General features: G+C 40.8%; 10 protein-coding genes and 1 other RNA gene. 6 read left to right on the forward strand and 5 right to left on the reverse strand.

The window, feature by feature from the left end:
- Positions 1 to 21: 21 nt before the first annotated feature.
- Positions 22 to 867, reverse strand: a complete 846-nt coding sequence (locus tag P20311_RS05900) for a pirin family protein (protein ID WP_008110704.1) — start codon at positions 865 to 867, stop codon at positions 22 to 24.
- 252 nt (positions 868 to 1,119) lie between these two features.
- On the opposite strand from P20311_RS05900, the gene P20311_RS05905 reads away from it, so the two are divergent.
- On the forward strand, positions 1,120 to 4,146 hold the full coding sequence (locus P20311_RS05905) for an EAL domain-containing protein (RefSeq protein WP_036984902.1): 3,027 nt from the start codon (positions 1,120 to 1,122) through the stop codon (positions 4,144 to 4,146).
- Positions 4,147 to 4,169: 23 nt separating this feature from the next.
- Here P20311_RS05905 and P20311_RS05910 read toward each other — a convergent pair whose 3' ends face one another.
- Positions 4,170 to 5,117, reverse strand: coding sequence for a YihY/virulence factor BrkB family protein (locus P20311_RS05910; RefSeq protein ID WP_008110709.1), 948 nt, complete (start codon positions 5,115 to 5,117; stop codon positions 4,170 to 4,172).
- 427 nt (positions 5,118 to 5,544) lie between these two features.
- Between P20311_RS05910 and P20311_RS05915 the strand changes: the two genes are divergently transcribed.
- On the forward strand, positions 5,545 to 6,666 hold the full coding sequence (locus P20311_RS05915; protein WP_008110713.1) for a mechanosensitive ion channel family protein: 1,122 nt from the start codon (positions 5,545 to 5,547) through the stop codon (positions 6,664 to 6,666).
- Positions 6,667 to 6,971: 305 nt separating this feature from the next.
- On the opposite strand, the gene rnpB is transcribed toward P20311_RS05915, so the two are convergent.
- Together rnpB and rsmI are read right to left on the reverse strand one after the other, a co-directional pair.
- An RNA gene (gene rnpB / locus P20311_RS18500) (RNase P RNA component class A) lies at positions 6,972 to 7,337 on the reverse strand.
- 42 nt (positions 7,338 to 7,379) lie between these two features.
- Positions 7,380 to 8,237, reverse strand: a complete 858-nt coding sequence (rsmI, locus tag P20311_RS05920; RefSeq protein WP_008110715.1) for a 16S rRNA (cytidine(1402)-2'-O)-methyltransferase — start codon at positions 8,235 to 8,237, stop codon at positions 7,380 to 7,382.
- Between the two features lie 60 nt (positions 8,238 to 8,297).
- Here rsmI and P20311_RS05925 point away from each other — a divergent pair, with 60 nt between their 5' ends.
- From P20311_RS05925 to dolP, 4 genes are all read left to right on the forward strand, one after another.
- Positions 8,298 to 10,178, forward strand: coding sequence for a penicillin-binding protein activator (locus P20311_RS05925; RefSeq protein ID WP_008110717.1), 1,881 nt, complete (start codon positions 8,298 to 8,300; stop codon positions 10,176 to 10,178).
- A 9-nt stretch (positions 10,179 to 10,187) separates the two neighbouring features.
- Positions 10,188 to 10,559 carry a YraN family protein gene (locus P20311_RS05930; RefSeq protein WP_008110719.1) on the forward strand — a complete coding sequence of 124 codons (372 nt, stop codon included), beginning with the start codon at positions 10,188 to 10,190 and terminating at the stop codon, positions 10,557 to 10,559.
- 141 nt (positions 10,560 to 10,700) lie between these two features.
- The gene (locus P20311_RS05935) at positions 10,701 to 11,294 is read left to right on the forward strand and encodes an SIS domain-containing protein (RefSeq protein ID WP_008110721.1); all 594 of its coding nucleotides are present in this window, start codon (positions 10,701 to 10,703) and stop codon (positions 11,292 to 11,294) included.
- Positions 11,287 to 11,853 (forward strand): division/outer membrane stress-associated lipid-binding lipoprotein, encoded by a 567-nt coding sequence (dolP, locus tag P20311_RS05940; protein ID WP_008110723.1) that lies wholly within the window; start codon positions 11,287 to 11,289, stop codon positions 11,851 to 11,853. Before P20311_RS05935 ends, dolP begins: the two co-directional genes overlap by 8 nt.
- A 212-nt stretch (positions 11,854 to 12,065) precedes the next feature.
- Here the strand turns inward: dolP and P20311_RS05945 are convergent.
- Positions 12,066 to 12,528, reverse strand: a 463-nt coding sequence (locus P20311_RS05945) for an IS3 family transposase (RefSeq protein WP_036984904.1), incomplete at its 5' end; no start/stop codon positions are given.

The raw sequence follows: 12,528 nt of genomic DNA on the forward strand, positions 1-12,528 counted from the left end.
AGTCATTCGCGCATCGATTTATCACGACAATGAGCCAAAAAAACCATTTTGATAATCGCTAACCGCTTGGCGAATTTCAGCTTCAGTGGTCATTACAAAAGGTCCCATATGCGCAATTGGCTGGTTAAGTGGATCGCCTGCTAAAATAAGAACCCCCGCCGCTTTCTGTGCCTGTAATGCAATGTCACTCAATGGTTCTAATATAAGTAACTTACCCGCATTAAACACGTCACCTGTCTGAGATATTAATGAGCCTGTATAAATATAAATCATTACTTTTTGCTGTTTTAAAGCCGGTAAATTAAGCCCTTCACCCGCAGGCAAAACTACATCGGCTATAGCGCCATTAGCAGCTAAATTTTGTAAGCTTGCAGCCAATTGGTGTGATTCAAATTGCCATGTCCCTGCTAGCGCTTTAAGACTAATACCTTGTTGATTAGTAAAACTCGGTACTGGTTGCTCTGTGGTATCTTGGTATTGAGGCTCACGCATTTTTTGAGCACTTGGCATATTGAGCCAAATTTGAAAGCCATGTAAGCCTTGTTCAGCATCGGCAAGGGGCATTTCACTGTGCATAACACCGCTACCGGTACTCATCCATTGTACGTCACCCGCACGAATCGCCTTTTTGTTACCCATTTGGTCTTGATGTTCAAACCCGCCTTTTAAAATATAGGTAAAGGTTTCGATCCCCCTATGAGGATGAGGAGGAAAGCCACCAATATAATCACTTTCATCGTCAGATTTAAGCTCATCTATCATTAAAAATGGATCTAAATATTTACCATCAAATCCTGGAATACGACGAATATTAACACCATCCCCATCTTGGGTAGCATAAGCAGTTAGTACTTTGGTTATTTTCATTTTTTGCCTAAAATAGGTTAAGTAAAAGTATAAAATATTAATTTATAATTACAATTAGACCCGAAAATTAATTAATAAATTTCAGTTATATACAATAAAAGTAAATTTAATATTTGCGATATAATTTTAGTACATTAAAGGTTATTTATAGTATAATTATTGGCCATAGCTTCACCCCATACTTATTTGGATACGATTATTTTTACTGCATCATTAAAACATCAGCTTTATCGCCTACTTATGCTAATTTGCATGCCTGTAGCTGCTGTCATTTTAGTAACCTTGTGGTTTAGTCGTGACGCGGCTATTAAAGAGCACGAGAAAAAAGTGCGCTCTATCACTGAGCACCTAATTATCAAGCAGCAAAGCATGATTAATGATGTAGAGCATATTACTGAGTTTTTAGCAAAAAAGCAGAAAGACATTAAGTCTTTATCTTCTCGCTGCCCTTCGTATTTTTTAGATGTTAAGGCACTCAATGGCAATATCGCGAATATTGGTTTAGTAAACAAAGACGGCGATTTAATTTGTTCCTCAAATAATGGCGCCCCTGATATCAACGTTAGTGATCGTCCCTACTTTAAAAACGCACTCGCCAGTAAAGAGTTTAGTATTGGCCATTTCCAGCACGATCGCAGCCTTGAAGCCCAGAGCATTAACTTTGCTTCCCCTATTCTCAATGAAAACAATGATATTGAAGGCGTGATAGTAACTGTAATTGCTTTAGACTGGTGGAGCTCGGCACTTAATAGCTTGAATTTACCGACAGAAGTTCGAGTCGCCATCACTGACTCTAATAATCTTATTTTAGCCAACTCCCCTTTTTCAGCCGATAGATTAGGTTATAAATTGGAAGAGTTTGATTTAGAACATAATTTACAAGCAGGTGTCATTTTTAAAGGAAAAGATGGTATCCGTAGAGTTTTTCATCAAACGACTCTCTATCGAGATGGCAATGACAATAAGCTCTCTATTTATATTACTCAACCAATAGATAAAACACTTGAGCGGATAGATATTAACTTTGTAAAAATGGTTTTAGGATTTTTAATGACCATTCTTCTTTTAGCTGTATTAGCTAGACGACTGGTCAATAAAAGCATTTTAAATCCGATTAAAAGTCTAACGCAGGCGGTTAACCGCTTAGCGGCCGGTAATATGCCTCATGACGATGAGCAGCCCAATAGTCCTGAGCTAAATAGACTTTACCATCGTTTTAAATACATGGCCGAAACTCGCTTAACGGCTGAAGCATCCCTTAAACATAAGCATGACGAGCTCAATAGCCTGCTTAATGCATTACCCGATGCTTTTTTACGCGTAGATGTCAATGGCAATATTCTTGATACCGGTGGACGTACTAAATCGTTAAATTATAGCCATTCAACACCCCCTAAAAAATTATCGTGTTTATTCTCTGATGCTAATTTAAAACAAGTGCAAGGGTACTTAATACCCCTGAACGCTCCGGTAACTATTGAGCTTGAACAAGAACAAGACAATCAGTTTTATGAAGCTAAAATTAGCCCAATGAAAAAAGCCGATGAGTTTATTATCGTTATTAGTAACATCACACAACGAAAGCAAAATCAAGAATCGTTGCATTTAGCGTCATTAGTTTACAACAACAGCAGTGAAGGTATGGCAATCACAGATGAAAATGGCGTTATTTATGATGTGAACCCTGCATTTTGTGAAACAACTTTGTATTCTCGAAAAGAAGTACTCAATAAAACGGTGGGTATTTTATCATCGGGTAAACACGATAAGCAGTTTTATAATTACATGTGGCAGTCAATAAATAAAACAGGCCGCTGGCAAGGTGAAATAACCAATCGTCGTAAAAATGGCGAGCTGTATGTTGAATGGTTAACCATCGATACTATTTACGATAAAAATAAAGTCCCGACTAGTCGTATTGCTATTTTTACCGACCTAACCGAGAAAAAACAAGCAGATGAATTAATTTGGCGACAAGCGCACTTTGATCATTTAACCGATTTGCCTAATCGATTAGAACTAAAAGAGCGCTTAAACCAACGATTCGCAAACCTTACCAATGCAGATCAAAAACTGGTCATTATGCTATTAGATATTGATCATTTTAAAGATATTAACGATACATTGGGCCACCATTACGGCGATAGATTACTTAAGTTAGTGTCGGAGCGAATTGTGCAAACGGCCAAAGAGGCTGACTTTGTAGCACGAATTGGCGGAGACGAGTTTGTTGTTGTATTTAGTGATTTACATGGCAGCGATAACATCAAAAAAATAGCAAAATCACTGCTACTTAGCCTTGCCTCCACTATTTTTATTGAAGATGAAAAAGTGTATATCAGTGCCAGTATTGGTATTGCCTGCGCGCCAGATGATGGCCAAAATCCAGAGCAATTACTTAAAGCCGCTGACCAAGCTATGTATAAAGCAAAAAATAGCGGCCGCAATGGCTTTGAGTTCTTCTCACATGATATGCGTGAAGATGCAAACGCAAGAATGCAACTACTCAAAGATCTTCGCTCAGCTATAGAGCTAGAGCAATTTGAGTTATATTATCAGCCTATCGTATCGCTTGATGATTTACACGTTCATAAAGCTGAGGGGCTTATTCGATGGCAACACCCAGAAAAAGGCCTGATCAGCCCCGCTGACTTTATTCCCTTAGCTGAAGAAACTAGACAAATAAATGCGCTCGGTCAATTTGTATTTACTGAAGCACTACAAACACTTAATGATATTAAAAAACACATTCAAGATGAATTTCAAATAAGCATTAACGTATCGCCGGTGCAGCTCGCAACCACAGACAGTGGTATAGACGATTGGTATGGCATGCTTGAGACAGCAAATTTACCTGCATCGAGTATTGTGGCAGAAATTACCGAAGGCTTGATGGTTAATCCTGAAGAACTGACCCAAAGCCGCCTAAAAGCCTTGGTTAAGTCAGGGATGCAATTGGCCCTTGATGACTTTGGCACCGGTTACTCATCGCTTGCTTACTTACAAGAAATGGATACCGACTACCTAAAAATCGATAAACGCTTTGTTGATAATATTCAAAAAAACAGCCAAGAGCTGGCCTTATGTGAAGCAATTATTATGATGGCTCACCAGCTTGGTTTAAAAGTGATTGCCGAAGGCATAGAAACAAAATTACAAATGGATTTATTACTTGAGGCCGGTTGTGATTATGGCCAAGGCTATTTGTTTTCAAAGCCGCTGCACAAAGCCTCGTTTATGCAGCTGATAACAACAAATCAAGTAATTAGTTTGAAATAAAAGTCATTTAGCCCTAATACTGGTTATTTTGTGTCGAGGTGGTCTGCTACATACGCACCTCGCTGCCCTCTTTTTTCATCTGGTCCAATGGTGCTGTCTTGAGCGGTTTGCTGCTCTAACGCAGCATTGATTGTGGCTCCCAAAATAATGATATAAGCGCTAATAAATAGCCACATAAGCATAATAACCACTCCACCTAAAGAGCCATATGTTTCGTTGTAACTAGCAAAATGAGATACATAAAATGAAAAGCCAAAAGATGCCACAATCCATAATACGGTGGCGGTGAATGAGCCCACGGTAACCCAGCGCCATTTAGCTGCTTTTCTGTGAGGCGCATAACGGTATAAAATTAATAATGCAAAGTTAAAGGTCAATGCCAGCAACGGCCATGATATAAGCATGATTAAAAAATCAATACTCTCTTTAATTCCGAGTAAATTAAGCGCTAGCGGTAATATACCTATAATTACCAGTGCTATTACAGCCACCACAATTGCACCCACTGAAAATAACAAACGCACAAGTTGCGCCTTTAAAAATGAGCGTTTTTCGTATTCGTGATAACTAATATTACATGCTGTGATCAACGCTTGGCTGCCCTTAGAGCTACTCCAGATAGTTAACAGTAAAGTACCCAGCGCACTAAGGCTTAAACTAGTTTGTGACTTTTGCGCAAGACTTGAAACTTGAGATAAAATAATTTCTTGAGTGCTTTGTGGTAATAACGCCATAAACTGACTTAAATACACACTAATATCATTCGGTGATGCAAAATAAGCATACACAGACACCAATGCCGCAATGGCGGGAAAAATAGCCAGTAACGCATAAAATGCCACGCCAGCCGCCACTAAAGATAAATTATCACGGCTCATTTGTTTTACTATTCGCCTTGTAATATCCCACCAGCCACGCAGAGGGATATGGTTAGGCTGCTTGGCTCTTTGGCCACGCTTAAAGTCACTCATAGTTAACTCCCTTTTTCTAATTAAGTAGCAAAATGTTTGCCAAACAAATACTGCTTGGTATTAGGGTCTGTTGACCTTTCAAGGTTTAATTTGCAGCAGTCTGTTTGGTATTTAGGCAAGGCAGCGCCTATGTGGTGTGGTATTCCCCATAAATAGGCGATAACGTAGCATTAATGCCAAACAGGCGCTGCCCGAAGGGTTCTGCCTAGGGGCAATTAACTCTTTGTTAATGTAGGTAAGGGGCGTGAGCAGGACGCGGAAGCTTTGCTCGGTTTTTACTTAGCCCACTAGGTTACAAACCTCGCGCCGCGATTAAATTGCCCCTAATTTGAACAAATATTAATCCGCAAAGGTTCAACAGACCCTAGACTTGCTGCTATTGTTTAACACAGACCCTAATTACTTCGACCTAACACGGATGACCTCTATGCTCAGTGCTTTAATTGCAACACTCGCTAATAACACATCAATTCCAGCAATCGACACCGTTAAGCCAAACTCTATTTCCTGGAGCTTTTTAAAAGATCAAAGCGTGCAATTACTACACACATTCATGCAATTACTGCCCACTTTATTATTAGGGATTGTTATTTTGGTGATTAGTTATTTAATTGCCACACCATTATCACGCTTGTTAATAAAGCCTGTTACTTACATGACCAAGAGTAAATTAGTACACCTAGTTGCTAGGCGAGGTATTAGCACCTTAATTATTTTACTCGGGTTTTATCTATTTTTACGCTTGGCAGGACTCACCGAATTCGCGGTCGCAATTATGAGTGGCACCGGATTAATTGGGCTTATTTTAGGCTTTGCCTTTCGGGATATTGCTGAGAACTTTATTGCCAGTTTACTTTTAAGTGTACAGCGTCCATTTAAAATAGATGATGTAATAGAAGTTGATGGCAGAATTGGTATTGTTAAAAAAGTAACTGCACGGGCAACCACTTTAGTTGACTACGATGGCAATCATATTCAAATACCCAATGCGACTGTGTATAAAAATACCATTAAAAACTTAACCGCTAATCCAAAAATGCGCGGTCATTTTTCAATCGGTATTGGCTACGATAATGACATTCGCGACGCACAAAGTTTGGCAATTAGTATAATATCGCAGCAAACCTCTGTGCTTAGCGATCCACCTCCCCAAGTATTGATTGATAACTTAGGCTCCGCCACTATTAACTTTACCGTTTACTTTTGGGTCAACGGCGAACAATACAGCACGGTAAAAGTATCCTCACAGCTTATGCGAGAGTTAATCAATAGTTTTACGCAACATAATATAAGCATGCCTGACAATGCCAGAGAGCGTATATTGCTCAATAGCCAAGGTGAAGATATTTATCCCATAGCAAGCGAAGCTAAAACAGAGACAACAGAGACAACAGAGACAACAGAAGAAATTAACGAGCAATCACATATTCAAAAACATAAAACCACAGAGCACGAACACAGTATTGATGATGTAAGTAGTGATACGGATGATATTCGCGAGCAAGCCGATGAATCACGCGATCCGGAGCAAGGAAAAAATATTATATAGAGAGGTTCGAGGTTCGAGGTTCGAGGTTCGAGGTTCGAGGTTCGAGGTTCGAGGTTCGAGGTTCGAGGTTCGAGGTTCGAGGTTCGAGGTTCGAGGTTCGAGGTTCGAGGTTCGAGGTTCGAGGTTCGAGAAATTTAAAAGCCTTGCGGTTAACATTACAAGGTTTTTATGCCTGAAGGCGATAGTTAGTCTCGCGTCGAGTTTAGGTTTTAAGCCCGCAACCCGAAGCTCGCCGCCCGCAACCTGACAGCTTATTCCAAACAACAAAAAGCCCGCAGCGTTAACTGCGGGCTTTTTTTATTGAATGAGTGAGTCAGCCGGTAAGCCGGGTTCTGTCCTTTCCGAAGAAAGTGATAATCATTCGTCTAGGCCATAAATCGCTCTATGGCTCAAGCAACCTACCCGGTTCCAACGTGGGCCACGCCATAAGGAACCCTATTTGGTCTTGCTCCGAGTGGAGTTTACCTTGCAACCGACTATTACTAGCGGTCCGGTGCGCTCTTACCGCACCCTTTCACCCTTACCAATCCGAAGATTGGCGGTCTTCTCTCTGCTGCACTTGTCGTGGGCTCACGCCCCCCAGCCGTTAACTGGCACTCTGCCCTGTGGAGCCCGGACTTTCCTCCCCCTGCGCATTTTCGTTGCAGGCAGCGATTATCTTGGCTAACTCGGCGCGCAGTATACATGAGAGCACCACACTACGCAGTAAACATTTACTGTTTTTCTTCAATAATTGTTTTATACAGCGCGTTTTTCTTCATACCAAAGTAATCGGCCACCACGCCACAGGCTTTTTTCATTGGCATTTCGTTTTCAAGTAGCGCTAACATTTTGCGTGCCTCTGGCGGAATATCGTCAACTACCTTAGGTTTACCCGGCAGCATGAGTACTATTTCACCGCGCTGTTTAGTAGGATCGTCAGTTAAAAACTGCTTTAACTCAGTCACTGTGCCATTAAAAAAGGTTTCAAATGTTTTAGTGAGCTCTTTGGCAAATACCACCTGCTGCTCACTACCTAGCGCTGCTTCTAAATCGTCAAGGCTTGCCATAATACGGTGGGTACTTTCATACATAATACTGGTAATACTTGAGTTAACCGCATCTATAAAAAAGTCTTGGCGCGCTTTACTTTTAGCAGGTGTAAAACCAATAAATTGAAAACGGTCAGTAGGTAACCCAGAACAACATACCGCCGTAATAGCAGCACATGCACCAGGCACGGGTGTTACACTTGCGCCCTGCTCACGACATAAATTAACCACCGCATAACCAGGATCACTGATCAGGGGTGTGCCTGCATCAGAAACTAATGCAATATTTAACCCTTGATTAAGTTGGTCGATAATTTGCTGCGCTTTTTGCTTTTCATTATGGTCATGTAACGCAAAGGTTTTAGCCTTAATACCAAAGTGGCTAAGTAGCTTACCAGTATGGCGAGTGTCTTCAGCCGCGATTAAGTCAACCTGCGATAATGTCGCGATTGCACGCTGACTTAAGTCGTCATAATTGCCGATTGGGGTGGCAACAACGTAAAGAGTGCCAATTTTCTGTGAATTCTCCTCATTTAACATTGAGGTCTCCTGCGTCAGTCAGTAATATAAGCAAATCGCGTTAACGTATGGGAAATCATTGTGCGACTTAAACTAGTTAGTCTATTAATTATATTGTCAGGGTTATCGGCGTGTAGCACAACCGAAAAACCAACTAAAACCAGCGATAACTTAAGTAACAGTGCCAATACGCTGAAAAATGAAGCACTGAATGCGCAATCTATTTACCAATTAGCGCAAAACCGCTATGGCGCTGATAAAATCCAGCTACTTTATAGTGCTCGTGATAGCGCCATTACGGAAGAAAACTGGCCACTACTCGAAAAAATATGCACTGAACTTGCACTTACCGCCAGTGTTGATCAAATTCAAAATCGTTTATACATTGCCTTTGCGCAAAAAGAGCAAAATAAAAATCAGCAAGCACTTGAGGTACTAAACACGCTTGAGGGGCAACTTAAGCAACCTGAGCATTTTGCTTGGCACCAATTTTTAACTGCCAGCATTTTTGCGTCGCAAGACTTACCAAAACGTGCAGCTCCTTACTTTTTTGCTGCCTCTGAATCGGTAGCAAAAAATAATATTTCTATCCCTAAACTTAATGACGCACTTTGGCATAATTTAAAGCAGCTTTCTTCGTATGCATTAGAGCGATTTAACCGCGGCTCGGTTATTCAACAAGGCTGGGTTAACTTAGCTTTGTATCATCAGGTTTATGCCAACAGCTCTGTTGATTTAGACCAAGCGATTAATAATTGGCGCCGCCGTTACCTTGGGCACCCTGGTACCAATATTCTACCAAAACAAGATACTTACGCCAATGAATTAGCACCACTAAATATTGAACGCTTAGTTGTGCTATTACCTCAGTCAGGTGCTAACAAGCGCTTAGGGGATGCATTAAAAGCCGGCATACTGGCTGCACTTGATAAAAAAGAGATTAGCGAAACGCTGTTTATTGATGAAAATACCGAAACCGAAGCGTTGAGCGCACAGATTTCGCAATTACAACCAGACTTTGTTATTGGCCCGCTATTAAAAGCCAATATTGATAAGCTCGCTAAGACCAATACATTACTCGATATACCCACATTACATTTAAATACCTTTGATGGCGAACGAACCTCTCTGCAACACTACTTTTTTGCGCTTAATCCAGAGCATGAAGTACAACAAACCCTAGAGCATTTTTTAGCGCAAGGTTATCAAAAACCTATGTTGCTAGCGCCAAATAATACCAATGGTCAGCGCTTAATTGACTACTTTAACCTGCAATGGCAACGCTATAGTGAAACAACCACACAAGTTGGCTTTTACAACGATAATAAAGATATGCCCAATACCATTACCAGCTTGCTAGAAGTTGATAAATCAAAAGAGCGTATTAAATCGGTTAAAACACTCTTTAATAAAGAAGTAGAAAGTGAAACCCGCTCACGTGGCGATATTGATGCAATTTACATATTAGGTGACGCCATAGAGACCCGATTAATTAAGCCTTACCTAGATGTTAACGTAAGCACCTTTGCCGACAGAATCCCTATTTACGCCAGCTCTAAAAGTCATAGTAAGCAAATAGATACCACTGACAAAGGCGATTTAGACGGGCTCTATTTTACCGAACTTCCTTGGATGTTAGACTCACAAATTACGCAGCATAATCTTCGTCAGCAATATAATGATTTATGGCCTGAACAGGCTGATATTAGCCAACGTTTATTTGCCATGGCTTACGATGCCGTCGCCATGCTGAATGATATTAGGCAGCTGAGCATTACACCCGATAAATACTTTTCAGGCTTAAGCGGTAAATTGTCCATTAATAGTGCCGGTGATATTGAACGTTCACTGCAATGGGCGCAGTACAGCAATCGCCGTATAAAACCTGTGGAATTAAAAACACAACGCCCTGTGCCGCTATTTATGCAGTCGGCAAACGATGGCATAACCATTATTAACTAAGGGGTTAGCATGTCGTGGTTTAAACAGCTGTGGCAAAATAGTCGTGAAAAAGGCCAGTATTATGAGCGCCAAGCGCAAAAGTATTTAGAAGCGCAAGGTTTAAAAGCGATTGAGCGGAATTACTACTGCCCCTACGGCGAACTTGATGTCATTATGAAAGACGGTGACACCTTAGTGTTTGTTGAAGTTAAGTTTCGTAAAAATAACATAAAAGGCGGCGCTAATTATGCGCTAAGCCCGCAAAAGCAAGCTAAGTTAAAGCGCACTATTTATCATTACCTTGGTGCTAAAAACTTAAAAAACCAGCCATTACGTATTGATTACGTAGCTATAACAGGCGAACCGTCATTACATATTAACTGGCTGAAAAACGTATTTTAATGTCTGATGTATAAAAATAAGACGATTACAACAGCTTCATGTTGAGCATACAGTTAAACATTAGCTTACGCCTAAAATAATCACCTTTTAATAAAGCCGGTGTGAGCTCACACAGAATTAGAGATAAATTGTTGGTAACCCATGCAAGATACAATTAAAGAAATTTTTAAAGAAAGTATTCAAGTTCAAATAGCTGCAGGCGAAGTATTGCCAAGCGCGTTAGAATCAGCGGCATTTACCATTGCACAAAGCCTGATCAATGGGAATAAATTGATCTGTTGCGGTACTGCAAACTGCCATATGCTGGCACAACACATGGCAGGCGTACTGGTTAATTTTTACGAAACAGAACGTCCCTGCTTACCTGCAATCGCTCTCTCACAAGAAAATATTAACTTGGGCCAAGGCAATCAAATAGATGACCACGATACCTTTGCACGCCAAGTTCGTGCCTTTGCTCAGCAAGGTGACTTATTATTGGTACTTGCCATTAATGGTAATGAAAAACACATAATTTCTGCAGTAGAAGCGGCACTTACCAAAGATATGAAGGTCATAGTAATGGTAGGCGATGATGGCGGCGAACTCGTTGGCTTGCTTGGCCATAACGATGTAGAAATTCGTACGCCGTCTAAACGCCCGAGTCGCATTATTGAATCGCATTTAGTGAACCTCCACTGTTTAAGTGAGTTGGTGGATTTAACCCTTTTCCCTCAGGACGAAAATTATGTTTAAACGCTCCCTAATTATTCTAGGCACTGTTGTATTATTACAAGGTTGTGCCGCTGCTGTGGTCGCCGGTACAGCCAGTGCTGTTACTGCCGCTAACGATAGACGAACCATTGGCTCACAAATAGACGACAACAACATTGAAATAAAAGCCAGCATTGCTATTAGCGAAGATGAACGCCTTAATAAGTTTGCTCATATCAGCGTAATAAGCGTAAATGGCGTGGTTTTAATGGTAGGCCAAGTGCCTAACCAAGAAATGAAAAACCAAGCGTTTAAAACCATTGAGAACCTATCTGGTATTCGCAAAATTCATAACCAACTTCGCATTGGCTCTAATATTGGAATCACCACGCAAACTCACGACTCATGGTTAACCTCAAAAGTAAAAGCGCAGCTTTTAGCGGCTGAAAACATCAGCAGTAATAATATAAAAGTAGTGACTGAAAATGCCGAAGTATACTTAATGGGGCTAGTACCTGACGCTGAAGCAAACCAAGCCGTTAATATAGCTCGCAACATCTCTGGCGTAGAGCGGGTAGTTAAAGTATTTGAGTATTTGTAAAAATCTCAGGTTCGAGGTTCGAGGTTCGAGGTTCGAGGTTCGAGGTTCGAGGTTCGAGGTTCGAGGTTCGAGAAGTTTAAAAACCTTGCGGTTAATATCGCAAGGTTTTTTTATGCCTGTAGCAGCGGGTTCACCCCGCGTCGGTATTAGGTATTAGGTATTAGGTATTAGGTATTAGGGTGATACGACCCCGATAAAGTAGACACGGGGTTTTAATTCATTAACTCGTATTGCATGGGACTCACATTCCCTAGCGTGCCATGCATTCTTACTGAGTTGTAGTAGTTTTCAATATAAAAGCGACTTTGTACTGTCATTTCACTACGACTCAGTTCATTTAAATTGTTCATCCATTCTTTTTTATACTGAGCAAAAAAGCTTTCTGAGCAGGCATTATCCCAGCAATTCCCTTTTCTCGACATACTAATTGTTACCTGTCGGTTGTTCAACCACGATATTGTTTCTTTTGCACGATACTGGCTGCCTTGGTCTGAGTGAAATAATAAGCGACTTCCATCAGGTTTACGTGCATCCCATGTTTTTTTTAGCGTTCTAATCACCAAATCTGCGCTGTTAACTCGACTTGTTGCCCAACCAACGACTTTGCGTGAGTATAAATCTAAAATTACACATAAGTACTGCCAACCCTCTCTGCAACGAACTTGCGTTATGTCT

Source organism: Pseudoalteromonas sp. BSi20311, from assembly GCF_000239875.1.
GTDB lineage: Bacteria > Pseudomonadota > Gammaproteobacteria > Enterobacterales > Alteromonadaceae > Pseudoalteromonas.